This window comes from Saccharopolyspora karakumensis (genome assembly GCF_004349225.1).
In the GTDB taxonomy this organism is placed as follows: Bacteria; Actinomycetota; Actinomycetes; order Mycobacteriales; family Pseudonocardiaceae; genus Saccharopolyspora; species Saccharopolyspora endophytica.
The window spans coordinates 1-24,153 of the sequence record NZ_SMLA01000062.1 but is presented as its reverse complement, the minus strand read 5'-3'; the positions used below and the strand labels follow the sequence as shown (position 1 = coordinate 24,153).

General features: G+C 70.9%; 23 protein-coding genes and 1 riboswitch. Of the genes, 8 read left to right on the top strand and 15 right to left on the bottom strand.

Going from position 1 to position 24,153, the window contains the following annotated elements; genetic code table 11:
• Nucleotides 1–102: riboswitch (glycine riboswitch) on the bottom strand.
• Nucleotides 103–185: 83 nt separating this feature from the next.
• The 6 genes from E1202_RS26930 to E1202_RS26905 all read right to left on the bottom strand — a co-directional run bounded on the left by E1202_RS26930 (nucleotide 186) and on the right by E1202_RS26905 (nucleotide 4,043).
• Nucleotides 186–758 carry a MerR family transcriptional regulator gene (locus tag E1202_RS26930; RefSeq protein WP_132673654.1) on the bottom strand — a complete coding sequence of 191 codons (573 nt, stop codon included), beginning with the start codon at nucleotides 756–758 and terminating at the stop codon, nucleotides 186–188.
• Between the two features lie 271 nt (nucleotides 759–1,029).
• Nucleotides 1,030–1,506 (bottom strand): bifunctional nuclease family protein, encoded by a 477-nt coding sequence (locus tag E1202_RS26925; RefSeq protein WP_132626999.1) that lies wholly within the window; start codon nucleotides 1,504–1,506, stop codon nucleotides 1,030–1,032.
• 395 nt (nucleotides 1,507–1,901) lie between these two features.
• Nucleotides 1,902–2,369 carry a glycogen accumulation regulator GarA gene (gene garA / locus E1202_RS26920; RefSeq protein WP_132686064.1) on the bottom strand — a complete coding sequence of 156 codons (468 nt, stop codon included), beginning with the start codon at nucleotides 2,367–2,369 and terminating at the stop codon, nucleotides 1,902–1,904.
• Nucleotides 2,370–2,486: 117 nt separating this feature from the next.
• On the bottom strand, nucleotides 2,487–2,888 hold the full coding sequence (gcvH, locus tag E1202_RS26915; protein WP_235879043.1) for a glycine cleavage system protein GcvH: 402 nt from the start codon (nucleotides 2,886–2,888) through the stop codon (nucleotides 2,487–2,489).
• Nucleotides 2,889–2,971: 83 nt separating this feature from the next.
• Nucleotides 2,972–3,667 carry a CDP-alcohol phosphatidyltransferase family protein gene (locus E1202_RS26910; protein WP_132686063.1) on the bottom strand — a complete coding sequence of 232 codons (696 nt, stop codon included), beginning with the start codon at nucleotides 3,665–3,667 and terminating at the stop codon, nucleotides 2,972–2,974.
• A gap of 151 nt (nucleotides 3,668–3,818) precedes the next feature.
• Complete coding sequence (locus E1202_RS26905; RefSeq protein WP_372448837.1) at nucleotides 3,819–4,043, bottom strand: hypothetical protein; 225 nt, start codon at nucleotides 4,041–4,043, stop codon at nucleotides 3,819–3,821.
• A gap of 304 nt (nucleotides 4,044–4,347) precedes the next feature.
• Between E1202_RS26905 and E1202_RS26900 the strand changes: the two genes are divergently transcribed.
• Complete coding sequence (locus E1202_RS26900) at nucleotides 4,348–6,261, top strand: propionyl-CoA synthetase (protein ID WP_268952371.1); 1,914 nt, start codon at nucleotides 4,348–4,350, stop codon at nucleotides 6,259–6,261.
• A gap of 12 nt (nucleotides 6,262–6,273) precedes the next feature.
• Here E1202_RS26900 and E1202_RS26895 read toward each other — a convergent pair whose 3' ends face one another.
• On the bottom strand, nucleotides 6,274–6,855 hold the full coding sequence (locus E1202_RS26895) for a TetR/AcrR family transcriptional regulator (protein WP_132686059.1): 582 nt from the start codon (nucleotides 6,853–6,855) through the stop codon (nucleotides 6,274–6,276).
• 115 nt (nucleotides 6,856–6,970) lie between these two features.
• Between E1202_RS26895 and E1202_RS26890 the strand changes: the two genes are divergently transcribed.
• Complete coding sequence (locus E1202_RS26890) at nucleotides 6,971–7,825, top strand: NmrA family NAD(P)-binding protein (protein WP_132686058.1); 855 nt, start codon at nucleotides 6,971–6,973, stop codon at nucleotides 7,823–7,825.
• A gap of 109 nt (nucleotides 7,826–7,934) precedes the next feature.
• A complete protein-coding gene (locus E1202_RS26885; RefSeq protein ID WP_132686056.1) occupies nucleotides 7,935–9,512 on the top strand; it encodes a beta-N-acetylhexosaminidase in 1,578 nt (525 codons plus the stop codon).
• A 57-nt stretch (nucleotides 9,513–9,569) separates the two neighbouring features.
• Here E1202_RS26885 and E1202_RS26880 read toward each other — a convergent pair whose 3' ends face one another.
• The 7 genes from E1202_RS26880 to E1202_RS26850 all read right to left on the bottom strand — a co-directional run bounded on the left by E1202_RS26880 (nucleotide 9,570) and on the right by E1202_RS26850 (nucleotide 17,210).
• Entirely contained in the window at nucleotides 9,570–9,809 is a 240-nt protein-coding gene (locus E1202_RS26880; RefSeq protein ID WP_132686055.1) for a phosphopantetheine-binding protein, read from the bottom strand.
• Between the two features lie 31 nt (nucleotides 9,810–9,840).
• Nucleotides 9,841–10,494 carry an isochorismatase family protein gene (locus E1202_RS26875; protein ID WP_132686053.1) on the bottom strand — a complete coding sequence of 218 codons (654 nt, stop codon included), beginning with the start codon at nucleotides 10,492–10,494 and terminating at the stop codon, nucleotides 9,841–9,843.
• A 41-nt stretch (nucleotides 10,495–10,535) separates the two neighbouring features.
• Nucleotides 10,536–12,161, bottom strand: coding sequence for a (2,3-dihydroxybenzoyl)adenylate synthase (locus E1202_RS26870; protein WP_132686051.1), 1,626 nt, complete (start codon nucleotides 12,159–12,161; stop codon nucleotides 10,536–10,538).
• Nucleotides 12,162–12,178: 17 nt separating this feature from the next.
• Complete coding sequence (dhbC, locus tag E1202_RS26865; RefSeq protein ID WP_132686049.1) at nucleotides 12,179–13,435, bottom strand: isochorismate synthase DhbC; 1,257 nt, start codon at nucleotides 13,433–13,435, stop codon at nucleotides 12,179–12,181.
• 26 nt (nucleotides 13,436–13,461) lie between these two features.
• A complete protein-coding gene (locus E1202_RS26860; protein WP_132686084.1) occupies nucleotides 13,462–14,247 on the bottom strand; it encodes a 2,3-dihydro-2,3-dihydroxybenzoate dehydrogenase in 786 nt (261 codons plus the stop codon).
• Between the two features lie 178 nt (nucleotides 14,248–14,425).
• Complete coding sequence (locus E1202_RS26855) at nucleotides 14,426–15,763, bottom strand: carboxyl transferase domain-containing protein (RefSeq protein WP_132686047.1); 1,338 nt, start codon at nucleotides 15,761–15,763, stop codon at nucleotides 14,426–14,428.
• The gene (locus tag E1202_RS26850; protein ID WP_132686082.1) at nucleotides 15,756–17,210 is read right to left on the bottom strand and encodes an acyl-CoA synthetase; all 1,455 of its coding nucleotides are present in this window, start codon (nucleotides 17,208–17,210) and stop codon (nucleotides 15,756–15,758) included. The genes E1202_RS26855 and E1202_RS26850 overlap by 8 nt, the downstream gene beginning before the upstream one ends.
• 179 nt (nucleotides 17,211–17,389) lie before the next feature.
• On the opposite strand from E1202_RS26850, the gene E1202_RS26845 reads away from it, so the two are divergent.
• The 5 genes from E1202_RS26845 (at nucleotide 17,390) to E1202_RS31585 (ending at nucleotide 22,660) form a co-directional block, all read left to right on the top strand.
• Nucleotides 17,390–18,091 (top strand): FadR/GntR family transcriptional regulator, encoded by a 702-nt coding sequence (locus E1202_RS26845; RefSeq protein WP_132686046.1) that lies wholly within the window; start codon nucleotides 17,390–17,392, stop codon nucleotides 18,089–18,091.
• Between the two features lie 38 nt (nucleotides 18,092–18,129).
• Complete coding sequence (locus E1202_RS26840; protein ID WP_235879042.1) at nucleotides 18,130–18,630, top strand: VTT domain-containing protein; 501 nt, start codon at nucleotides 18,130–18,132, stop codon at nucleotides 18,628–18,630.
• 88 nt (nucleotides 18,631–18,718) lie between these two features.
• A complete protein-coding gene (locus E1202_RS26835; protein ID WP_132686044.1) occupies nucleotides 18,719–20,824 on the top strand; it encodes a catalase in 2,106 nt (701 codons plus the stop codon).
• Between the two features lie 146 nt (nucleotides 20,825–20,970).
• Nucleotides 20,971–22,428: an amino acid permease gene (locus tag E1202_RS26830; RefSeq protein ID WP_132686043.1), complete on the top strand. Its 1,458-nt coding sequence runs from the start codon at nucleotides 20,971–20,973 to the stop codon at nucleotides 22,426–22,428.
• Between the two features lie 64 nt (nucleotides 22,429–22,492).
• Complete coding sequence (locus tag E1202_RS31585; RefSeq protein WP_165944003.1) at nucleotides 22,493–22,660, top strand: hypothetical protein; 168 nt, start codon at nucleotides 22,493–22,495, stop codon at nucleotides 22,658–22,660.
• 51 nt (nucleotides 22,661–22,711) lie between these two features.
• Here the strand turns inward: E1202_RS31585 and E1202_RS26825 are convergent, their stop codons facing one another.
• Nucleotides 22,712–24,082 (bottom strand): FAD-binding oxidoreductase, encoded by a 1,371-nt coding sequence (locus tag E1202_RS26825; RefSeq protein WP_132686041.1) that lies wholly within the window; start codon nucleotides 24,080–24,082, stop codon nucleotides 22,712–22,714.
• Between the last annotated feature and the right edge of the window lie 71 nt (nucleotides 24,083–24,153).

Here is a 24,153-nt window from a genome sequence, read left to right as displayed (position 1 = left end):
CTCGCCCGTGCGGTCCAGGTGGCCTGAGAGGTTGTCGGGGAGAGTTGCTCCTTCGGCGCCTGCCCTGGCAAGACCAGGACCGGACTCTCCCGCACGGGGTCGGCGATGGCGCTCAGAGTACCCGATCAACGCGGCTTATCAGACCATCAATGTCGGCTACCGCACACATGGACGATGCCGGTCGTTCAGCCGGTCTCCGCCTGGCGGTCGCGGCGGCGGGCCGCGAGCTCGTCGTTGATCGCCGACTCGATGTTCTCGCCACCGTCGGCCCGCTCGGCCGGGAACTCGTGGATGGTCCCGCTGATCTCGCGCATCGCACCGCTGACCGCGATGCCGAACACTCCCTGGCCGCCCTGCAGCAGATCTACCACCTCCTCCGCGGAGGTGCACTCGTAGACCGTGGTGCCGTCGCTGAACAGCGTCAGCTTCGCCAGGTCCTGAACGCCGCGCTTGCGCAGGTGCTCCACCGCGACCCGGATGTTGTGCAGCGACACCCCGGTGTCCAGCAGGCGCTTGACGACCTTGAGCACCAGGATGTCCTTGAACGAGTACAACCGCTGCGAACCCGACCCGGCGGCGCCGCGGATGGACGGCCCGACCAGCTTGGTGCGAGCCCAGTAGTCGAGCTGCCGGTAGGTGATGCCCGCGATCTGGCAGGCCGCCGGCCCGCGGTAACCGACCAGTTCGTCCGGGGCAGAGGCGTCGGGGAACAGCTCACCCTGCTCCGCAGCATCCGAGGTCGCTGCTTCCTCCACCACGCCTGCCTCCCCTCGTCCGGCCCGAAGCCGACGACGACGATCACCAGCGCCCGGACCGTTTGCGATCCAGGGCCGCGAAGCCGTACACCGGCTGAATCACACCGGGGCAATTCGCGTAAGTCCGAAGGTATGCCCGCTCAGCAGGCGGGTCAACGCGACGCGCGGGCCGCGCGCGCTCCCGTTCGCCGGAGCAAGAACCCGGCCCCCGGGCTGCTGGTGCAACCCGGGGGCCGGTGTGGTCTGTTCGGACTAGGACCCGTAGCGCCGGTCCTCAGGTGTCGGCGCCGCGGAAGTCCTCCGGGGAGACGGAGTCGAGGAATTCGCGGAACTTCTCCACCTCGTCCTCCTGCTCGTCCGGAATGATCAACCCGGCCTCGTCGAGGACCGACTCGTCGGCGTGGATCGGAACTCCGATGCGCAACGCCAGCGCCACCGAGTCGCTCGGCCGCGCGGACACCCGCACATCACCGTCGAACACCAGCTCGGCGAAGAAGGTGCCCTCCTGCAGGTCGGTGATCCGCACCTGCTCCAGGTCGCGGCCCAGGGCTCCGATGACGTCCTTGAGCAGGTCGTGCGTGAGCGGCCGCTGGGGCCGCACGCCCTGCTGCTCCAGGGCGATGGCCGTCGCTTCGACCGACCCGATCCAGATCGGCAGGTAGCGCTCGCCCTGGGCCTCGCGCAACAGCAGGATCGGCTGGTTGGCTGGTAGTTCAACTCGCACGCCGACGACGCGCATCTCGCTGCTCATCGTCACATCGCCTCCTCCAGCGCGCCGAAGCGTGACATCCCCGTCGAGGGTCCCGCACCGACGCCTCCGACGCTACCCGCGATACGGCGGACACGCCCTTCCATCGGTGGTCCCGGCGGACCACCACCGTCGCGGTCGTTGTTGTCGGGGCCCACGGCCCGGACCGCTGGCGAGCTCGTCGTTGAGCAATACCCAGCACGATACACCGCGCAGGGCCCGGTCGAAGCCGCCGGAAATGCCCTGCTGCGCTGTGAAAACCGCTCGTGGCGCCGGGAAATTCCCGGCGAAGGGGACGACATCCGCGCGCGAGCGGCGCAGCTGCCTCATGCGTCAGCGGGGCGACGCCTCGTGTGGCGTCGCCCCGCTGACGGGTTGAAAAGCCCTGTTCGACGGCCTCAGCGGCCGCCCTGGCCCCCATCGATCGGCCCGGTCAGGAACACCAGGCGGAACTTACCGATCTGGACCTCGTCGCCGTTGGCGAGCACCGAGGTGTCCACCGGCTCCCGGTTCACGTAGGTGCCGTTGAGGCTGCCCACGTCGACCACCACGAAGTCGTTGCCCTCGCGGCGGAACTCGGCGTGCCGCCGGGAAACCGTCACGTCATCGAGGAAGATGTCGCTGTCCGGGTGCCGGCCGGCGCTGGTGGTCTCCCGGTCCAGCAGGAAACGCGAACCCGCGTTGGGGCCGCGCTTGACCACCAGCAGGGCGGAACCCGCCGGCAGCGCATCGACCCCGGATGCGGAGGCAGGTTCCGGGGCCGCGCTCTCGGTGCTTTCCGGCTCCGAGAGGAAGGGCCTGAAGACCGAGGTGGTCTCCGGTGACTGCTCCGGCGGAACGTCGCCGAAGCCGCTGTTTTGGCTCACCTGAGCTCTCCTCTACGCGGATAGATCGTGCCAAGTATGCGCCCAACGTACCGTGCCTGGACAGCCCCGGGACGAGCGACTCCCTCATCATCCCACGGATGCCTCAGAGCAGGACGATCATGCCTGGTCGATCAGCTTCTGGTAACCCTCGGCGTCGAGCAGACCGGACAGCTGCTCCGGGTCGGCGAGCCGGATCTCCACCATCCAGCCCTCGCCCGCGGCGTCCGAGTTGACCAGCTCCGGCTGGTCCTCCAGCGCGGAGTTGCCGGCGGTGATCTCACCCGTCACCGGGGCGTAGATGTCGGAGACGCTCTTGGTCGACTCCACCTCGCCCATCGAGTCCCCGGCGGCGACCTGCTGCCCCACCTCGGGGAGCTGGACGAACACCACGTCGCCGAGCTGCTGCTGGGCGTAGTCGGTGATGCCGATGCGCACGGTGTCCTCGCCGACGGGCTGGACCCATTCGTGCTCTTCGGTGTACTTGATCTCCGGGGCCGCCACGGTGGTCCCGCCTTTCATCCGCTGTTGCAACGAGCCGAGTGATCGGCGCGGCGAGCGTATTCACCGGCCACCGAAGGCCGCAAGGCGACGCGGAGCCGGGATCAGGCGCGGGCTCTGGCCCCGCGCACGGCGGCGATGACCTGCCCGAGGTAGAGGATGCCCGCCCACAGGTACAGCGCACCGCCCCAGGCGGTGAAGGCGTAGGCGATCGGCCGGACCACGTCGGACCCCGTGAAGTCGTCCTGCACCAGCAGCAACAGCGGGAACGCGTACATCAGGCAGAACGTGGCGGCCTTGCCCAGGTAGTGCACCTCGGGCGGTTCGTAGCCGTGCCAGCGCAGCACCGGCAGGCACAGCGTGAGCACGACGTCCCGGCCGACCAGGGCGACCGCCACCCACCAGGGGATGACGTCGCGCAGCACGAAGGCGATCAGCGTCGCGACGATGTAGAGGCGGTCGGCGGCGGGGTCGAGCAGCTCGCCGATGCGGCTGTACTGGTTGAGCCAGCGGGCGAGCTTGCCGTCGAGCCAGTCGGTGGCTCCGCTGATCACCAGGACCAGCAGAGCGAGCAGGTCGGCCTGCGGGCCGAGCAGCAGCCAGAGGAAGACCGGCACGCCGGCCAGGCGGATCACGCTGAGCAGGTTGGGCAGCGTCCACCAGGGATCCGCCCACACGTCTCGCGCGACCTCGCGGATCCGGTCCAGACCGGGGTCTGCCGGCCCCGAGTGGTCCTGCCCCGCTTCGGCCCGCGGCCCGCTCGTGGTGTTTTCCGTGGTGCGCTCGGCGTCCTGCACCACGAGCCTCCCCTGAATGGTTGTGCGCACTGCCCCGCAACGGGTGCACACCTGTGCATCCTTACCCGATCAGGGTCTCATATGGCCAGCGCAACCCACTTGGCGGCCAGCCTGAGGCGGGACAGCCTGCGGCGCGGGAAGAACCACCGCGGATTCAGCCGCGAGTGCGGCTCCAGCCCCGGCGGCGCAACTCGGCATCGGTGAGGAACCGGGCTCTGCCGCGATCGTCCACGCCCGCCCAGCGGGCGCCCGCGGTTCCCTCTCGGACGTAGGAGTGGCCGCCGCTCCAGACCACGCTGCACGGCGCGGTCGGTAGGTCGTTCGGCTCGTCGACGGTCGCTGTGGCCCTGGGAGGCTCTGCCGGTTCCATCGTGCTCATCAGTTCGTAGCACCTCCGATTCATTTGTCGGCGCGGGACACCTCGGTGTTAGCCCGGCCATCGGCTCGTCGCCGATTGTGGGGCCTGCGAGTCGCACTGTCGCGCCGGAAACGCGCCCCCAGCGCCCAGCGGCGCGGCGGCGTCGCCGAATCGCATCAGGTGTGAGCGCGACCGAACTCCGTTCCCCCGTTCGTCCGAGCGCCGATGTTCGACGCGATCGCTTTCGCTCGTGACGAACGCGTTTCGGCCGAACGGCGGCGCGAGCCCCTGGCGCCGAGATCCGATCTGGGGTACTACACAGGCGGTGTCACAGCGGACGCGGGAGGTAGTCGCAGCGATGGGTGAGTACGCGGAGAACTACCGGCGGAGCCTGGCCGACCGCGAGGGCTTCTGGCTCGACGCGGCGCGGGCGATCGAGTGGGACCGCGAGCCGACGCGGGCGCTGGACGATTCCGACGCGCCGATGTACCGCTGGTTCCCCGACGGCGAGGTCAACACCTGCTTCAACGCGCTGGACCGCCACGTGCGCGACGGGCGAGGTGAGCAGCCCGCGCTGATCTGGGACTCGGCGATGACCGGCGTCGTGCAGACCTGGACCTACCGCGAGCTGCTCGACCGGGTCGCGCTGTTCGCCGGAGCGCTGCGCGCGCAGGGCGTGACCAAGGGCGATCGGGTGGTGCTGTACCTGCCGATGATCCCTGAGGCGGCGATCGCGATGCTGGCGTGCGCGCGGATCGGCGCGGTGCACTCGGTGGTCTTCGGCGGCTTCGCGCCCAAGGAGCTGGCCGCGCGCATCGACGACGCCCGGCCGAGCGTGATCGTGGCGGCCTCCTGCGGGCTGGAGCCCAACCGGGTCGTGGAGTACAAGCCGATCGTCGACGAGGCGCTGCGGCAGACCGAGCACCAGCCCGGCAGGGTGATCGTGCTCCAGCGCGACCAGGCGCGCGCCGAGCTGGGCCCGCGCGACATCGACTGGCAGGAGGCGGTCGAGGGCGCCGAACCGGCCGACTGCGTGCCGGTGGCCGCCACCGACCCTCTCTACGTGCTCTACACCTCCGGCACCACCGGCAAGCCCAAGGGCGTGGTGCGCGACAACGGCGGCCACGCGGTCGCGCTGCGCTGGTCGATGGCCAACATCTACGACATCTCCCCCGGCGAGGTCTTCTGGACCGCCTCGGACGTGGGCTGGGTGGTCGGCCACTCCTACATCGTCTACGCGCCGCTGCTGACCGGGGCGACGACGGTGGTCTACGAGGGCAAGCCGGTGGGCACCCCGGACGCGGGCGCGTTCTGGCGGGTCATCGCCCAGCACCGCGTCAAGGCGCTGTTCACCGCGCCGACGGCGCTGCGCGCGATCAAGCGGGTCGACCCTGACGGCCGGCTGCTCGCCGAGCACGACATCTCCTGCCTGGAGACGCTGTTCCTGGCCGGTGAGCGGCTGGACCCGGAGACCTACCACTGGGCGGCGGCGCAGCTGGGCGTGCCCGTGATCGACCACTGGTGGCAGACCGAGACGGGGTGGCCGATCTGCGCGAACCTGCGCGGGTTGGAGCCGATGCCGGTCAAGGCGGGTTCTCCGACGGTCCCGGTGCCGGGCTACGAGATCGCGGTGCTGGACCAGGCGGGTGAACCGCTGCCGCCGGAGACCGACGGGGCGATCTGCCTGAAGCTCCCGCTGCCGCCGGGGACGCTGCCGACGCTGTGGGGCGACGACGAGCGGTTCCGCGAATCCTACCTGTCGCGCTACGAGGGCTACTACCTCACCGGCGACAACGGCTACGTCGACGCCGACGGCTACGTGTTCGTCATGGGCCGCACCGACGACGTGATCAACGTGGCCGGCCACCGGTTGTCGACCGGGTCGATGGAGGCGGTGCTGGCCGCGCATCCGGCGGTGGCCGAGTGCGCGGTGATCGGCGTGCACGACGAGCTCAAAGGCCAAGTGCCGCGCGGTTTCGTGGTGCTCAAGTCCGGTGTGGACATCTCTGCCGGGACGCTGCGCGAGGAGCTGGTGACGGCGGTGCGCGACCAGATCGGACCGGTGGCGGCGTTCCGCGACGTGGCGGTGGTCGACGGGCTGCCCAAGACGCGCTCGGGCAAGATCCTGCGCAAGTCGATGCGCGAGATCGCCGATCGGGGCGACACCGCCGTGCCCTCGACGATCGAGGACCCGTCGGTCCTGGACCAGCTCCGCCCCTCGCTGCGCGGGAACGGCTAGGCCCGGCGACGGCTACCGCCCGCGGATCCCGTCGAGGAGGAAGGTGGTGCGGCGGTCGTAGTCCTCCCGGCGGGGGCGGGTTCCGTGCTTGAGAGCGAGCGCGGTGTCGTGCAGGAGCGCGTGGAGGTCGTCCGCGGAGAACTCGTCCCGCAGCGCGCCCGCAGCGCGGCTCATCTCGATGAGCTCCTCGTTGATCTCGCCTGCTACCCGGCAGATCTCCAGCAAGCTCTGCGCATCGGGGTAGACCTGCAGCATCGCGTCGTTGGCGGCGGGTTGGCGGTACTGCAGGTCGCGGATCGCGGTGACGTAGTGCGCGAACCGCTCCCAGGGGTCGCCGATGGCGCGGGTGCGGTCGATGATGCCGCGCAGCTCGACCGCGACGACCTCTTCGATGACGGCTTCGATGAGACCGATCCGTCCGCCGAACCGGTTGAAGATCGTCGCCTTGCTCACCCCCGCCGCCTTGGCGACCTCCTCCAGCGGCACGGTGAGGCCCCGCCCGCGGAAGGCATCGATCGCGGCCTGCCGGATCTGGTCGGCGTTGCGCTTGGCGTCGGCGCGCAGGCGGGGGCCCGCGGGTGCTCCACCGCTCATTCCCGCACCTCCCTCACCGCGCCCACAAGTTGACCCGATCGGTCAGCTTACCTACGGTGGCGACGCAGGACAAAGCTGACCACATGGGTCAACTTATGAGCTGAAGGGCGCGAGCATGATCGTTGTCACCGGTGCGACCGGCGGGCTGGGCGGCGCCACCGTCGAGCACCTCCTCCAGCGCGTGCCCGCCGAGCGGATCGGCGTCAGCGTCCGCGACGCAGGCAGAGCTCGTCACCTCGCCGACCGCGGAGTGCGCGTGCGACAGGGCTCCTACGAGGACCAGGCCGCGTTGCGCGACTCGTTCGAGGGCGCCGAGCAGGTGCTGCTGGTGTCCGGCAACGACCCGATCGCCGACGTCGTCAGGCTGCACGGCAACGCGATCGAGGCCGCCGCGGCAGCCGGTGCCCAGCGATTGATCTACACGAGCCAGCACGCGGCCACCCCCGGCAACCCGTACCCGCCGTCGCAGATCCACGTCGCCACGGAGGCGATGCTCGCCGACTCCGGCATCGGCTGGACCTCGCTGCGCAACGCCGCCTACGGCCCGCTCGACGAGGTGCTCGGCCCGTGGTCGCGAACCGGGAAGATCGCCCAGCCGGCCGACGGCCCCGTCCCCTACACCGACCGCGCGGACGTGGCCGAAGGCACCGCGGTGGTCCTGGCCGCCGGCCACCACCTCGACGGCCCCGTCACCCTCAGCGCCTCGACCGCCGTCACCTTCGACGATCTCGCCGAGACCGCCTCGCATCTCATCGGCCGCACCGTCGAGCGCGTCGTCGTGGACGATGAGCAGTGGATCGCGGGGCAGATCGCGAGCGGCATGTCGCCGGAAGTGGCCGGTTTCATGCTCACCTGGTACCAGGCCGCCCGCGCCGGCCACTTCGCTGAAGCCGATCCGCTCCTGTCCGAACTGCTCGGACGCGAACCCCGGACCGTCGCCGAGCGACTCGCGGACGGCATCGCCGGGTGAGCCGCTGCCGGGCGGCCGCCGGTCCGATACGTCCGTTCGGAGGCTTCCGGGTTCCGTTTTGGTCTATACCTTTGTGGGCACCGTTCCCCCGAGGATGGAGCCGACAACGATGAGCGCACGACCACGATCGAGAGCGGCGAAGGCAGGACTGGCCGTCGTCGCCGGAGCTCTGCTGGCTGCTGGAACCGTGACCCCGGCGAGCGCCGAACCCGCCTCCGCGATGGACACCATCGTGCCCGCGCCGGAGTCGGTGACGCCGAACCCGGCGGCCGAGTTCGAGCTGTCCGAGCGGACCGCGATCCTGGCGCCCGGCGAGGCGGCCGGGGTCGGCGAGTACCTGGCGGGCGTGCTGCGGCCCTCGACCGGTTTCCCCGTGCCGGTCAACCCCGCGCTGCCCGGAACCGGTGACATCGCGCTGGCGCTGGACGGAGACCCGGCGCTGGGCCCGGAGGGCTACCACCTGCAGGTCGCCGACGACGCGGTGCGGGTGCAGGCGACCAGCACCGACGGCCTGTTCAACGGCGTGCAGACGCTGCGCCAGCTGCTGCCCGCGAGCATCGAGAGCCCGACGGCGCAACCCGGGCCGTGGACGATGCCCGGTGGCGAGATCGCCGACAAGCCGCGCTTCGGGCACCGGTCAGCGCAGCTGGACCCGGCGCGGCACTTCTTCACCGTGGACATGGTCAAGCGCTACATCGACCAGGTCGCCAAGTACAAGATCAACAAGCTGCACCTGCACCTGACCGACGACCAGGGCTGGCGGCTCCAGATCAACAGCTGGCCGCGGCTGACCGAGGTCGGCGCGCAGACCGAGGTCGGCGGCACGCCGGGCGGGTTCTACACGCAGCAGGACTACACCGAGATCGTCGACCACGCCGCGTCCCGCCACATGGCGGTCATCCCCGAGATCGACATGCCGGGGCACACCAACGCCGCGCTGTCGTCCTACGCCGAGCTCAACTGCGACGGCGTGGCACCGCCGCCCTACACCGGCATCGACGTCGGGTTCAGCTCGCTGTGCGTCGACAAGGACATCACCTACACCTTCGTCGAGGACGTCATCCGCGAGGTCGCGGCGCTGACCCCCGGCCCGTACCTGCACATCGGCGGCGACGAGGCGCACTCCACCACCGACGAGGACTACGTGGCCTTCATGTCGAAGGTGCTGCCGCTGGTGGAGAAGTACGGCAAGAAGCCGCTCGGCTGGCACGAGTACGGCAAGGCCGCCCCGCAGGGCGACGCGGTGCTGCAGTTCTGGGGGACCACCAACGGTGATCCGCTGCTCACCGATGCCGTGGCGCGCGGCAACAAGGTCCTGGCCTCACCGGCGAACAAGTCCTACCTGGACATGAAGTACGACGAGAACACGCCGCTGGGCCTGCAGTGGGCCGGGTTCATCGAGGTCGCCGACGCCTACGGCTGGGACCCGGGCAGCTACTTGCAGGGCGTGCCGGAGGAATCGGTGCTCGGCGTGGAGGCGCCGATGTTCAGCGAGACGCTGGAGACCTCCCAGCACATCGAGTTCATGGCGTTCCCACGGCTGCCGGCCATCGCCGAACTCGGCTGGTCGGCGAAGGACGCGCTGAACTGGGAGTCGTTCAAGGACCGGCTGGCCGGTCAGGGACCTCGCTGGCAAGCGGCGGGCCAGGACTTCTACCGGAGCCCCCAGATCCCGTGGCAGGAGTAGGGTTTGCCGGCGCTCGCGCGGAACGTCCTTCGCACCGAGGGGCGTTCCGCGCGCGGCTCAACCGTTGACCTTGGGTTCGAGGACCTTCCACCAGTCCGCGAGGGTCGGGCGTTCGGCGAGATCGGCGAAGGTGATCTGGACGCCTTGCTTGCGCCACTGCTCGACGAGGGTCATGATCCGCACCGAGTCCAGGCCCCAGTCGATGAGGTCCTCGTCGTCGGTGAGTTCCGAGGGGTCTTCGTAGAGCAGTTCGGCGACCTGCTCGCGGACCGCCTCGAGGGTGAGCTTCTCAGCCATGGTTCGGGGTTCTCCTGGAAGGTGTTCCGGCTCAGGCAACTTCGGATTCGTGGGCGACGAGGTCGCGGGACAGGTTGCGGGTGGTGTCGACCACGCCGCAGTTGCGGGCGGCGTAGGAGACGGCCATGTCGTGGTCGGCTCGCGAGAAGTCGGCGACCGCGTCGGCGACGAAGAACGCCTGGACCTCCTGCTGGAAGGCCTCCGCGGCGGTCATCAGGCACCCGATGTGCGCGTAGATGCCGGTGATGATCAGCTGGTCGCGGCCCCACTCCTGCATCCGGCGCCGCAGGTCCGTGCGCTGGAACGCGCTGTAGCGCCACTTGGTCAGCTGGACGTCACCCGCTCCGGGCGCCAGCTCGTCGATGATCGCCTCCATCGCCGGGTCGGCGACCCCCGGGCCCCACCACTCCAGCTGCAGTCCGCGCTGCTCCGGGGTCTGACCACCCGGCTGGGCGCAGTAGACCACCGGAACGCCCGCGGCGCGGGCCCGTTCGCGCAGCAGCCCGATGTTGGGCACGACCTGGTTCAGCGGTTCGGCGCCGGGGGTGAAGGCGTTGACGAAGTGCCGCTCCATGTCGTGGATCAGCAGCACCGCGCGTTCCGGGTCGGACCGCCAGGAGACCTTGTTCGCCGGTAGCTCGCCGTCCTGCGGAACGGTGTAGGGTGCGATGCTCGGAAGCGCCACGGGCTCCCCCTTCGATGTCTTCTGATGGTGAGAAGTCGTTGTCAGCGGACGAGTTTCGGCACCAGCTCGCGAGTGATGGCCTCGCGCAGGTCGCGCTTGGAGACCTTGCCGACGCCGGTCTGCGGGAACCGCTCGACGAACACCACGCGGTCCGGGACCTTGTAGCCGGCCAGCCCGCGCTCGCGAACGAACTTGATCAGCTCGCGCGCCTTCGGCCGCTCACCGCGCGGGACGACGAACGCGCAGGTCCGCTCCCCCAGGTAGTCGTCGGGCGTGGAGACCACGGCGGCGTCGTGCACGGCGGGGTGGGCCAGCAGGTGGTTCTCGACCTCCTCCGCGGCGACCTTCTCGCCGCCTCGGTTGATCTGGTCCTTCGCCCGGCCTTCGACGACGATGTTGCCCTCGGCGGTGAACCGGACGACGTCGCCGGTGCGGTAGAAGCCCTCGGGGGTGAAGGCGCGCGCGTTGTGCTCATCGGCCTTGTAGTAGCCGCGGATCGTGTACGGCCCCCGGGTCAGCAGGTGCCCGGTCTCCCCCGCCGCGACGGGGTTGTCCTCGTCGTCGACCACGAGCACCTCGTCGTCGGCCGAGATCGGCCGTCCCTGGGTGGTGACGATGACGTCCTCGGGGTCGTCCAGCCGCGTGTAGTTGACCAGGCCCTCGGCCATGCCGAAGACCTGCTGCAACGTGGCACCGAGCACCGGGCGGACCCGACGGGCGACCTCCTCGCTGCACTTGGCGCCGCCGACCTGCAGCACCTCCAGGCTGGACAGGTCGTGCTCGGCCTCGGCGGCCGCGTCGAGCCACAGCAGCGCCAGCGGCGGCACCGCGGCGGTCAGCGTCACCCGTTCCCGCTCGACGAGCGGGAAGACCTCGTCGGGGCTGGGCCGGCGGGCGAGCACGACCCGGCCGCCGGCGTGCAGCACGCCGAAGGTGCCGGGCGAGCTCATCGGGAAGTTGTGCGCGGCGGGCAGCGCCACGAGGTAGACGGTGTCCTCGGTGACGCCGCAGAGCTCGTTGCTGGCGCGGAAGGAGTAGATGTAGTCGTCGTGGGTGCGCGGGATCAGCTTGGGCACGCCGGTGCTTCCGCCGGAGAGCTGCAGGAACGCGATGTCGCTCGGCGTGGGCTCGTCCAGCTCCGCCGGATCGGCGTCCACATCGGACAGCGCGGTGAACTCGCCGGGGTCGCCGACGACGAACACCCGCAGCCCTTCCTGCTTCGCGGCGACGTCGGCCGCCAGCGCCCGGTGGTCGAATCCGGCCTCGGTGTCGACGGTGATGTAGGCGGCGGCTTCGCTGAACTCGCAGAAGTAGGAGATCTCGGTCATCCGGTGCGAGGGCAGCGCGAACACCGGCACCGCGCCGAGCCGGAACAGCCCGAAGCAAACCTCGAAGAACTCGGCGACGTTGGGCAGCTGGACGACGACCCGGTCTCCCTTGCCGACGCCGCGCTCGCGCAGCCCGGCCGCCAGCCGGTCGGCGCGGCGGTCCAGTTCGCCGTAGGTGATCCGCCGTTCGCCCTCGACGACGGCCACGCGGTCGGGGTGCTTGGTGGCGCGCACCCGCAGCAGCTGGCCGAAGGTGTAGCCCTGCCAGTACCCCGCGGCGCGGTAGCGCTCGGCGAACTCGTCCGGCCAGAGCGTCACGCCGTGCAGATTTGCGATCATGATCGGCTGATTTCCCCTCAGAAGGCCTGGTTCAGGCCCATCGCGGTGAGCGCGGTGCGGAACTTCGCCGAGGTCTCGGCGAGCTCGTCGGCCGGGTCGGAGCCCGGAACGATCCCGGCACCGGCGAACAGCCGCATCTCCTGGTCCTCGACCTCCGCGCAGCGGATGGCCACCACCCACTCGCCGTCACCGGCGGCGTCGCACCAGCCCACCATTCCGGCGTAGTAGCCGCGCTCGAACGGCTCCGTCTCAGCGATGACCTCGCGAGCCCGGTCGATCGGGGTGCCGCACACCGCCGGGGTCGGGTGCAGCGCGTCGGCCAGGTGCAGCGAGGTCGTCGAGCCGTCGCGCAGCTCGCCGGTGATCTCGGTGGCCAGGTGCCACATCGCGTTGGTGCTGACCACGGTCGGCGCCTGCGGCACGTGCAGTTCGGTGCAGAACGGGCGCAGCGCCTCGGCCACGGCTTCCACCACCACGGCGTGCTCGCGGTGGTCCTTCTCCGAGGCCGCCAGCTCGGCGGCGCGCCGCCGGTCCTCGTCCGGGTCGGTGCTGCGCGGCCGGGATCCGGCCATCGGGTTGGAGCGGACCTCGTTGCCGCGCCGGGACACCAGCAGCTCGGGGCTGGCACCCAGGAAGGTGCGCTCCAGCGGGGGCTGCGGGCCGTAGCTGTCGCGGGTTCCGTCCTCGCCGCGCCGCGGCAGGTCGACGGCGTAGGTGTAGCTGGCGGGGTCGGCCATCGCCAGGTTGCGCAGCACCTCGCGGACGTCGATCGACTCGGCCGAGGTCAGCTCCAGGCTGCGCGCCAGCACGGCCTTGGTGAGGTCACCGTCCTCCATGCGCCGCAGCGCCCGCGCGACACCGCGCTCGTACTCCTCGGGTTCCGGGACCGGTCGCACAGAGCAGGCGGGCGTGGAAACCGATTTCTGCTGCGGCACCAGCACGTTCAGCGGTTCGGCGCGCACGACCTCCTCGGGCAGCACCAGGTGTGCGGGCAGGGTGCCGCCGAAGGGCACCGCCCCGACCACCATCGGGTTGCGGCGGCCGAACTCGACGGCGCCGTCGAGGAATTCCTGCATCCGCGCGGGTAAGTCCGAGCGCGCGCACTGGGTCTTGGACATGGTGGCGGCCACGCCTCGGGTCAGCAGCACCCCGCGCGGGCTGGAGAACAGGAACGACTGGCCCTGCTCGTAGGCGGCCAGCAGGCGTGCGGCGGCGTCGTCGGCGAGTGCGTCGTCAACGGCGTCGATGCGCCCGTCGGTCTCGATCGTGGTCATGACAACCTTTCGGCGAATCGCGGAGGTCAGGCGCGCAGCGTGGCGCCGCCGTCGACGTACAGGTCGTGCATCGTGATGTGCCCGGCCTCCTCGGAGGCGAGGAAGACCACCGCGTTGGCGATGTCGTCCGGGGTGGCGAGCTTGCGCAGCGGGATGCCGGCCTTGTAGGTCTCCAGCGAGCCGGCGATGACCCGGTCCGGGCCGTTGCCGTCGGTCCACATCCCGCGCTGCATGTCGGTGTCGGTGGAGCCGGGCGCGACGACGTTGCAGCGGATGCCGTGCTCGGCCAGCTCCAGGCCCAGCGACTTGGTGAACATCGTGGCGGCGGCCTTGGACGCGGCGTAGGCGGCCATCGAGTGGCGCGGCACGCCCGCGGCGTTGGAGCCTACCGTGACGATGGAGCCCCTGCGCCGCGAGATCATGTGCTTGGACACCTCCCGGCACACGTTGAACACGCCGGTGGTGTTGACCGCGAAGGTGCGCTGCCACTCGGCGTCGGTGAGCTCCTGCACCGTCGCGACCTGCAGCACGCCCGCGACGTTGGCGAGCACGTCGACGGGACCCTGCTCGGCTTCGACGCGCGTGACCACCTCGGTGACCGCGGCCGGGTCGGCCACGTCGGCGCGGTAGGCGCGCACCCGGTGCCCTTCGGCGGCGAGCGCCTCGGCCGTCTCGTCGGCCTTGTCCCCGTTGCGGTCCACTACCGCGACGTCGGCTCCCAGCTGGGCGAACGCTCTCGCCACAGCGGCACCGATACCCTGGCCGGCGCCGGTCACGATGGCAACCTTGCCGCTGATTCCCGTGCGGTTCATCTCGCCCTTCACTCAACTGAGGCTAGCCTAACCTTCGTCAGGCGAGCCTGAGTTTAGAACATGAACCGGACGCGAATCTCCCGCCATTGAGGTGGCATTGATCACCGACGACGCACGGTCATCGGGCGAATCCGCTGCTCGCATGGGAGCAACGGCACGTACCGGACGATCCGGTGGATCAGCGGGCGACTCCGCGGGCGAAGCCGAGTTCCACCAGGTCCTGCGGGCGCAGCCTGAGGTGTCCGGCGAGGTCGGGGACCTCGGAGGCCTCGCGCTTGAGGATCGCCGCGGCGGATTCCGGGGCGATCACCGCGAAGTAGGCGTCGGGGGTCACCCAGGTGCTGTCCGGAGCCGCCAGCGCCAGCGCACCGCCGGAGCCGCCCTCCCCGATGACCAGCGTCGTCACCGGCACGCTCGCGTCGGCGACGGCGCCGAAGACCTCCGCGATGGCCGGTCCCACACCGGCTCGCTCCGCCTCGGCGTCGTTGGCGGCGCCGGGGGTGTCGACCAGCGTGAGCACGGGGATGCCGAGCTTGTCGGCGAGCCGGATCAGGCGTGCCGCCGTGCGGAAACCGGCCGGGGAGTTCCGGCCGCCGGTCTGCGCGGCGAAGGCCACCGTGCGCCCGTCGTGATCGCCGAAACCGCAGATCATGCCCTCGTCGCGACCGCCCGCGCGGTCCCCGGCGATCTCGAACCGGGCGCTGAAGTAGGCGTCCAGGTAGTCACCGGCGCGCGGACGGTCGGTCGCGCGGGCGCGCTCGACGGCCTGCATGCCCGTCTCCGGCAACCGCTGCGCGCCGAGCGCGGCCGGGAGCGGGGCCGGTTCCGGCGAGCGGGTCACGCCGGCCGGGTGCAGCAGCGACACCAGTTCGGCGAGCACCTGCGGCAGGTCCGCTTCCTCGACGACGCGGTCCACCTGGCCGTCGGCGAACTTGCCCTCGGCGCGGAAGTCCTCGCCGTCGTCGCCCGCCGAGCGCACGCGGGCGCCGCCGAAGGAGATGCGGGCATCGGGGGCGGCCAGCGCGACGTCGGCGGCCGCGCCCATCGCGGCCCACATGCCGCCGGTGGTCGGATCGCGCAGCACCGCGATGTGCGGGATGCGGTCCTGCCCGGCCAACCGGCAGGCGCGGGTGATCGCCTGGAGCTGCTGCAGCGCGCGGATGCCCTCCTGCATGCGGCTACCGCCGGAGGCGATCAGCGAGATCACCGGGAGCCGCTGCTCGCGGGCGTGCTCGAAGGCGGCCACGATGCGCGCGCCGGTGTCCTCACCGACCGAGCCGCCGAGGAAGGCGAAGTCGAAGGCGATCAGCACGGCTTCCCGCTCGCCGAGCCCGGCCCGGCCGCACAGCACCGATTCGTCGGTGTCGGCGCGGCCGGAGGCGCGGGCGCGCTGGTCGGCGTAGCCGGGCCAGTCGAGCGGGCCGTCGGCGCTGATGCGCCGCGACGGCGGCTCGAACTCCACGAAGCCCTGCCCGATGGCCTCGACCAGCGCGCGCACCGCGCTGTGCTCAGCCATTCCCGGTTTCCTTCTGCAGGGCCTTCTTCTGGACCTTGCCCATCTCGTTGCGCGGCAGCGCGTCGCGGAAGCGGACCTCGCGCGGGCGCTTGTGCGGGGTGAGCAGCCGGGCCACGTGGTCGACCAGCTCGGCGTCGGCGACCTGCGAGCCGGGCGCGGTCACCACCCAGGCGATGATGCGCTCGCCCAAGTCGGCGTCGGCCTCGCCGGTGACGGCGACCTCGGCCACCGCGGGGTGCTCCAGCAGGCAGTTCTCGATCTCTCCCGCGCCGATCTTGTAGCCGCCGCTCTTGATGATGTCGGTGGCCTTGCGGCCGACGATGCGGATGTACCCGTCGGGAGCGCGGGTGGCCATGTCGCCGGTGCGGAACCAGCCGTCGGCGAAGGCGGCCTCGGTGGCGTCCGGGCGGTTGAGGTAGCCGCTGAACAGGTTGGCGCCGCGCACCAGGATCTCGCCGACGGTCTCGTCATCGCTGGTGGTGATCTCCGCGCCCTGCTCGTCGACGAGCTTGAGCTCGACGCCCGCGAAGGGCTTGCCGACGTAGCCGGGGCGGCGGTCGCCGTCGGCGCGCACACCGCAGTTCATGATCGTCTCGCTCATGCCGTAGCGCTCGACGACGCGCTGGCCGGTGAGCCGCTCGATGCGCTCGTGCTCCACGGCGGGCAGCGCAGCCGAGCCCGACACCAGCAGGCGGGCCTTGCCGACGGCCTGACCGATCTCCGGGTCGTTCTCGGCGTCCTCGGCGAGCCGGTGGTACATGGTCGGGACGCCGAACATCATCGTGGCCGGGCCGGAGAGCTCCTCGGCGATCGCCTTCGAGGAGAACTTGCCCAGGTGGTGCACGGTTCCGCCGAGGCGGACCGGGCCGAGGGTGCCCAGGATCAGGCCGTGCACGTGGAACAGCGGCAGCGCGTGCGCCAGCACGTCGGCCGAGGTCCACTCCCAGGCCTCGGACAGGGCGTCGAGGTTGGCGCTCAGCGCGCGGCGGGGCAGCACGACGCCCTTGGGCGGGCCGGTCGTGCCGGAGGTGTAGACGATCAGCGCGGGCGCGTCGCCGCCGGCTTCGGCGGGCAGGTCGCCACCGCGCGCGGTCACGTCGATCTCGGCGACCTGGACGTCGCCGAGCCCGGCGGGCGGGGTGAAGCCGGGTTCGGCGAGCAGCAGTTCCGGCTCGCTGTCGCCGAGGATGTGGGCGAGCTCCCGCTCCCCCACCTTCGGGTTGATCGGCACCACGGCGGCACCGGCGCTCAGGCCGCCGATGACGGCGGCGGCGGTCTCCAGCGTGTTGGTGGCCCACACCGCGACGCGGCGCTTCCCGGCGACGCGCTCGGCGATCGCACCGGCGAGACCGGCCAGTTCCCGGTATGTCAGGGCCCGTGCGCCGAAACGCAGCGCCTCGGTGTCGTCGGGTTCGCGCAACTTCGGGAACAGCACCTGGTCGGCCATGGCCACCTCCGGGTCCTCACCGGGCAATTTCTCACCGGCGGACCCGCACCGCCCGACGAGCCGGGCCGGCAGTGGTCCACTGGCTGATCCAACTTTTGCCGTCTGGGACGAAACGAGTCAAGGGAATGTGGCAGAATTGGCTCAGCCAGTTTGCCTCTTTCCGATTCAGGAGCGCGCCGGTGTCCGATTCCCTCCGCCCGCTGAACCGACCGCGCCTCTACGAGCAGGTCGTCCAGCGGTTGCGCGAGCACGTGGCGGACTCCGGCCTGCGCACGGGCGACCGACTGCCCCCGGAGCGCACCCTCGCCGAACAGCTCGGCGTGAGCCGGGCGTCGGTGAAGCAGGCGATCGTGGTGCTGGAGGTGCAGGGCTTGGTCGAGGTCCGGCACGGCGGCGGGACCTACCTGCTGCGCGAGTCGCTGGAGGTCGAGCCGGTCGAGGAGCTCGTCGAGCGCAAGCGTCGGCTGCCCGACGTCCTCGACGCCCGCGAGGGCATGGAGACCAAGCTCGCCGAGCTGGCCGCCCAGCGGCGCACCGACGAGGACATGGCCGAGATCGACGCCGCGCTGTCCGCGATGCGCGCCGAGATCGAGGACGGCGAGATCGGTCAGGACGGCGACCGGCGGTTCCACGCCGCGGTGACCGCCGCCGCGCACAGCGCGCTGCTGGCCGAGTTCATGCGCACCATCGCCGCGGAGATCGCCGAGAGCCGCAACGAGTCGCTGCGGCAGCCGCGCAGGCCGTCGAAGTCGCTGGCCCAGCACGAACGCATCGCCGAGGCGATCCGCAACGGCGACGCCAAGGCCGCCGCCTCGGCCATGGCGCGCCACCTGCGCACGGTCAGCCGGGTGCGGCTGCTGGACTGGGACCCCGAGGGCTGATCCCGGCTTCACCCGATAGGCTGCCGCAAGTTTCTCTCGTGGGGGTCAGCGCTTCGGTGATCGGGTGGTTGTTGGGCACGGCGGGCACCGCTGCCCTGGGCGCGGTCTTCCCGCTGGTCAACATCGAGCTCTACCTGCTCGGCGTGGTCCCCACCGTGCAGAGCGTGCCGTGGTGGGCCTTCGCGCTGGCCGCCGCGATCGGCCAGGTCGCCGCCAAGACGCTGTTCTACCTCGCCGGCAAGGGCGGGTTCGCGCTCGGCGAGCGGCTGAGCAAGCGGGTCCAGAAGGAGCGCACCGGGCGCTGGGCGGCCTGGGTCGAGCGGTTCCACCAGCGCACCCAGGAGCACCCCTGGTGGGGCATGACCGTTCTGGCGGTCAGCGCCGTTCCCGGCATCCCGCCGTTCAGCCTGATGTCGTTGCTCTCCGGCGCTGCCGGGCTCCCCCTGCTGGGTTACCTCGCCGCGAGCCTGGTCGGGCGCATCGGGCATTTCCTCATCGTCGCGGGCGCACCCGAACTGGTCAGCTGGCTGGGTTCCTGACCCGAAGAGGTGGCGCGCGCATAGTTCGGCCGCGCGAGGGGAAACCACAGATCGGTCGGGCGTTTCGACACGAGGGGAGCCGATCTCGATGGCCAACGGCGATGCCAAGCACGAGCAGCTGGACGGGGTCCGCGCCGATCTCACCGACACCGAGCTGACCACGCAGCAGGGCGTGCGGGTCGACCACACCGACGACTCGTTGCAGGCCGGTGAGCGCGGTCCGACGCTGCTGGAGGACTTCCACTTCCGGGAGAAGGTCACCCACTTCGACCACGAGCGGATCCCCGAACGGGTGGTGCACGCGCGAGGCGCGGGTGCCTACGGGCACTTCCAGCCCTACGACGGCTGGCTGGGCGAGCACACGGTCGCCAAGTTCCTGACCGACCCGAACGTGCGCACGCCCCTGTTCGTGCGGTTCTCCACCGTCGCGGGCTCGCGGGGTTCGGCCGACACCGTGCGCGACGTGCGCGGGTTCGCCACCAAGTTCTACACCGAGCAGGGAAACTACGACCTGGTCGGCAACAACATGCCGGTGTTCTTCATCCAGGACGGCATCAAGTTCCCGGACTTCGTGCACGCGGTGAAACCCGAGCCGCACAACGAGATCCCGCAGGCCGCCTCGGCGCACGACACCCTGTGGGACTTCGTCTCGTTGCAGCCGGAGACGTTGCACATGATCATGTGGCTGATGTCGGACCGGGCGCTGCCGCGCAGCTACCGGATGATGCAGGGCTTCGGCGTGCACACCTTCAGGCTGGTCAACGCCCAGGGCGAGGGCACGTTCGTGAAGTTCCACTGGAAGCCCTTGCTGGGCAGCCATTCCCTGGTGTGGGACGAGTGCCAGAAGATCGCCGGTGCGGACGCCGACTTCAACCGGCGCGATCTGTGGGACGCCATCGAGGCGGGCCAGTACCCGGAGTGGGAGCTGGGCGTGCAGCTGGTCGACGAGTCCGACGAGTTCGCCTTCGACTTCGACCTGCTGGACGCCACGAAGATCATCCCCGAGGAGCAGGTGCCGGTGCGGCCGGTGGGCAAGATGGTGCTCGACCGCAACCCGGACAACTTCTTCGCCGAGACCGAGCAAGTCGCCTTCCACACCGCCAACGTGGTGCCCGGCATCGACTTCACCAACGATCCCCTGCTGCAGGCCCGCAACTTCTCCTACCTGGACACCCAGCTGATCCGGCTGGGCGGGCCGAACTTCGCGCAGATCCCGATCAACCGGCCGGTCGCCGAGGTCTCGACCAACCAGCGCGACGGCTACGGCCAGCAGCGCATCCACCGGGGCCAGACGAGCTACACGCCCAACAGCCTCAGCGGCGGCTGCCCGGCCATCGCCGACACCGAGGTGTTCCGGCACTACCAGACCCGGGTGGACGGTGACAAGATCCGCCGCCGCAGCGAGAGCTTCACCGACCACTACAGCCAGGCCACGTTGTTCTGGAACAGCCAGTCCGACTGGGAGAAGGACCACATCGTTGACGCCTTCCGCTTCGAGCTCGGCAAGGTCGGCCACCAGCACGTGCGCGAGCGCGTCCTCGCCGAGCTCGTCCACGTCGACCCCGACCTGGCCGTGGCGGTCGCCCACGGGCTCGGGCTCGAACCGCCGCAAGGCGGCACCGAGAACCACGGGCGCAGCTCCCCGGCGCTGAGCTTGGCCAACTCCCCCGGTTCGGCCGCGACCCGCAAGGTCGCGGTGCTGGTCGCCGACGGGGTGGACGCCACCGAGGTGGAGCAGATCCGCCGCGAGCTGACCGATCGGGGCGCGGTGCCCGAAGTGCTGGGCGCCTCGCACGACGGGCGGGCGCGGGGAGCCGACGGGTCCGACGTGGAGATCGACGTCGCCGCCCGCACCGCGATGTCGGTGGTCTACGACGGCGTGATCGTGCCCGGGGGCGCCGAGAGCGCCCGGGCGCTGGCCGCCGACGGGCACGCTGTGCACTTCGTCGCCGAGACCTACAAGCACCACAAACCCGTCGCCGCCAGCGACGAGGGCCTGGAGGTGCTGCGCAGGGCCGGGATCACCGAGCAGGTGAGCACGCCGACCGACGGCGACGGGCTGGTCGTCGAGCGGGGCGTCGTGCTGGCCGCGAACACCGGTGGCGCGCTGCCGGACGGCTTCGTCGAGGAGTTCGCCACCGCCCTGGGCAAGCACCGCGTGTGGGATCGGGACACGGCCGTCATCCCCGCCTGATCTGCACCAAGTGCGCGGTTCGGGGTTCTGCGGTGATCACCCGCAGAACCCCGCCGCGCACAGAGGGTGACGTTGAGTACCGGTCGTGTCACACTCCGCGAGCCCGAAGGAGCCGTCGCGGGTGACATCTTCTAACGTTCGGCTCCGTGAACTTTCTGCGAACGATGCCCGTCGAGGACATCCTCACCCGGGGCGAGCGCAGCGGCCTGGTCCGCCGGCTCACCGGTAAGGAACTCGTCGGGTTCGGCATCGGAATCATCATCGGCACCGGCGTGTTCACCCTCGCCGGGATCGAGGCCAAGGACCACGCCGGTCCCGCCGTCGTGCTGTCCTTCGTCATCGGCGGCATCGTGGCGGCGCTGGCGGCCCTGGCCTACGCCGAGCTGGCCTCGTCGGTGCCCACGGCGGGCAGCGCCTACACCTACGCCTACGCGACGCTGGGCGAGCTGTTCGCCTGGATCATCGGCTGGGACCTGCTGCTGGAGTTCGCCCTCGGCGCGGCGGTGGTGTCGCGGAGCTGGTCGGGCTACATCGCCAACCTGCTGGGCCTGCCGCAGGCGTGGTTCGGCGAGGACGCCACCATCAACGTGGGCGCGATGCTGATCATCGCGGCGCTGACCGCGGTGGCGGTCATCGGCATCCGCGAGTCCTCGTGGCTGACCAACGCGCTGGTCGTGGTCAAGGTCGCGGTGTGCGTGCTGGTCATCGTCGCCGGACTGTTCTTCGTCAACGGCGCCAACCTGGACCCGTTCGTCCCGCCGGCGCAGCCCGCCGAGAGCGGGGCGAGCGTCCTGGAGCAGCCGCTGGTGTCGGCGCTGCTGGGCATGGAGCAGTCGGTCTACGGCTTCGGCGGCGTGCTCACCGCGGCGGCCATCGTGTTCTTCGCCTACACCGGTTTCGAGGCGCTGGCCAACCTCGGCGAGGAGACCAAGCGCCCCCGGCGCGACCTGCCGGTGGGACTGCTGGGCAGCCTCATCGTCTGCACCCTGCTGTACGTGCTGGTGGCGTTCGTGCTGGCCGCGATGGTCGACTACCAGCAGATCGACGAGGGCGCCCCGCTGTCGGCGGCGTTCCAGTCGGTCGGCCAGCCGTGGGTGGCCGCGCTGATCTCGCTGGGCGCGGTGACCGGCCTGACCTCGGTGATGATGGTGGAGCTGGTGACCATCGGCCGCATCGGGTTCGCGATGAGCCGTGACGGCCTGCTGCCGCCGAAGCTGTCCCAGGTGCACCCGAAGTGGGGCACCCCGCACCGGATGACCATCGGTGGCGCGGTGGTGATCATGCTGCTGGCCGGGTTCATCCCGATCTCGGAGCTGTCGGACATGGTCAGCATCGGCGCGCTGTCCGGGTTCCTGATCGTGGCGCTGGCGGTGCCGGTGCTGCGACGCACCAAACCCGATCTGCACCGCCCGTTCCGGATGCCGCTGTCGCCGGTGCTGCCGGTCATCACCGCTCTGGCGTGCCTGTACCTGATGTCGAACCTGGACGTGGTGACCTGGCTGCGGTTCGCCGTGTGGCTGGGGCTGGGCCTGCTGATCTACTTCGGCTACGGCCGCAGGCACGCGCACCTCGGTCAGCGCAGCGGTCAGCCGGCGGAGGACTGACCGACAGGAGGGCCGGATCGGCGCTACGGTCGAGGGTGCCCGAGCCCATCATCTTGGAGGTTCGATGAATCCCGAGACGCCCGAGGCCGACGCCGTCGAGCAGTCGCGCCGTGCCGAGGACCTGCCCGGTGAGGACGAGGCCGTGCCGGCGGAAGTGCCGCTCGACGCCGATCCGGCCGATTTCTCCGAGCAGTCCCGAGAGGTGCCGGTCGAGGAGGACTACGACCGCTGACCGGTCCGACGACGCCGGGTCCCTCTGCTGGTCAGGGGCCCGGCGTCGTCGTCACGGCAGGACGCGGGTGGGGTTGAGGACGTTGTGGGGGTCCAGCGCGGCCTTGATCGCGCGCGAGGCCCACAGGCCGGCTTCGTCGAGCTCGCGGCCCAGCCAGTCGCGCTTGAGCTGCCCGATGCCGTGCTCACCGGTGATGGTGCCGCCGAGGTCCAGGCCGAGCTGCATGATCGCGTCGAAGGCCTGCTGGGCGCGTGCGGTCTCGTCGGCGTCGCCGTCGTCGAAGGCGACCACCGGGTGCATGTTCCCGTCACCGGCGTGACCGGAGCACAGCACCTGCACGCGGTGCTCCTCGGCGATGCGCTGCAAGCCCTCCACCAGGTCGACCAGGTGACGGCGGGGCACGCAGACGTCGTCGATGAGCAGCGCCTTGCCGAGCTTCTCGTGGGCGTCGCCGACCAGGCGCCGGGCCTGCATCAGCATCTCGCCCTCGGCGGCGCTGTCGGAGACCACGACCTCCGCCGCGCCCATCGCGCGCGCCACCCGCTCGAAGGCCGCGAGATCGGCCGGGGCGTCGGCTCCGCGGTCGGACTGCACCAGCAGCATGGCGGCCATGCCCTCGGGAAACCCCAGGTCGGCGATCTGCTGCACGGCCTTGACCGAGGAGGCGTCCATGAACTCCAGCACCGACGGCTGGTAGCCCTCCGCGAGGTAGCCGGAGACGGTCCGGGCCGAGCCGGCGACCCCGGGGAAGAACGCGACCGCGGTCAGCGGCTGGGCGCTGGCGGGACGCAGCGCGACGGTCACCTCGGTGACCACGCCGAGCGTTCCCTCGGCGCCGACCATCAGCCGGGTCAGGTCGTAGCCCGCGACGCCCTTGGCGGTGCGGCGCCCGGTCCGCATCACCCTGCCGTCGGCCAGCACGACCTCCAGACCGCGCACGAAGTCACCGGTCACGCCGTACTTCACGCAGCACATGCCGCCCGCGTTGGTGGAGACGTTGCCGCCGATGGTGGAGATGCTGCGCGAGCCCGGGTCCGGCGGGTAGAACAGGTCCTTCTCGGCGACCGCGGCGGCCAGCACGCCGTTGACGACTCCGGGTTGCACCACGGCCAGCTGCTCGTCGGGGTCGATGTCGAGGATGGCGTCCATCTTCTCCAGCGACAGCAGCACGCAGCCGTCCAGCGCGTTGGCCGCACCCGACAGGCCGGAGCGCGCACCCTGCGGGACCACCGGGACCCGGTTCTCGTGGGCCCACTTCAGCACCGCCGCCACGTCACCGGTGTCGTAGGCCCGCACGAGCGCGGCCGGGGTTCCGGCCGGGCAGAACGTGGCCCGGTCGCGGCTGTGCGCGGCCAGCACGTCCGGATCGTCGAACACACGGCCCTCGGGCAGCAGCGCCCGCAGCGCGTCGGTGGAGATCATCGCCTCGTCTCTCCCAGGCTTCGAACACAGGTCCTACCACCGCGAACCTAGCCCGCCGAACGCCCCGATCC

Excerpts from the sequence above, each read along its gene's own strand:
- E1202_RS26925 (WP_132626999.1), bottom strand. The coding sequence starts at position 1,506 with ATGAGCAGCGAGATGCGCGTCGTCGGCGTGCGAGTTGAACTACCAGCC.
- gcvH (WP_235879043.1), bottom strand. The coding sequence starts at position 2,888 with ATGAAAGGCGGGACCACCGTGGCGGCCCCGGAGATCAAGTACACCGAA.
- E1202_RS26905 (WP_372448837.1), bottom strand. The coding sequence starts at position 4,043 with ATGAGCACGATGGAACCGGCAGAGCCTCCCAGGGCCACAGCGACCGTC.
- E1202_RS26895 (WP_132686059.1), bottom strand. The coding sequence starts at position 6,855 with ATGAGCGGTGGAGCACCCGCGGGCCCCCGCCTGCGCGCCGACGCCAAG.
- E1202_RS26890 (WP_132686058.1), top strand. The coding sequence starts at position 6,971 with ATGATCGTTGTCACCGGTGCGACCGGCGGGCTGGGCGGCGCCACCGTC.
- E1202_RS26885 (WP_132686056.1), top strand. The coding sequence starts at position 7,935 with ATGAGCGCACGACCACGATCGAGAGCGGCGAAGGCAGGACTGGCCGTC.
- E1202_RS26880 (WP_132686055.1), bottom strand. The coding sequence starts at position 9,809 with ATGGCTGAGAAGCTCACCCTCGAGGCGGTCCGCGAGCAGGTCGCCGAA.
- E1202_RS26870 (WP_132686051.1), bottom strand. The coding sequence starts at position 12,161 with ATGATCGCAAATCTGCACGGCGTGACGCTCTGGCCGGACGAGTTCGCC.
- dhbC (WP_132686049.1), bottom strand. The coding sequence starts at position 13,435 with ATGACCACGATCGAGACCGACGGGCGCATCGACGCCGTTGACGACGCA.
- E1202_RS26860 (WP_132686084.1), bottom strand. The coding sequence starts at position 14,247 with ATGAACCGCACGGGAATCAGCGGCAAGGTTGCCATCGTGACCGGCGCC.
- E1202_RS26855 (WP_132686047.1), bottom strand. The coding sequence starts at position 15,763 with ATGGCTGAGCACAGCGCGGTGCGCGCGCTGGTCGAGGCCATCGGGCAG.
- E1202_RS26850 (WP_132686082.1), bottom strand. The coding sequence starts at position 17,210 with ATGGCCGACCAGGTGCTGTTCCCGAAGTTGCGCGAACCCGACGACACC.
- E1202_RS26835 (WP_132686044.1), top strand. The coding sequence starts at position 18,719 with ATGGCCAACGGCGATGCCAAGCACGAGCAGCTGGACGGGGTCCGCGCC.
- E1202_RS31585 (WP_165944003.1), top strand. The coding sequence starts at position 22,493 with ATGAATCCCGAGACGCCCGAGGCCGACGCCGTCGAGCAGTCGCGCCGT.
- E1202_RS26825 (WP_132686041.1), bottom strand. The coding sequence starts at position 24,082 with ATGATCTCCACCGACGCGCTGCGGGCGCTGCTGCCCGAGGGCCGTGTG.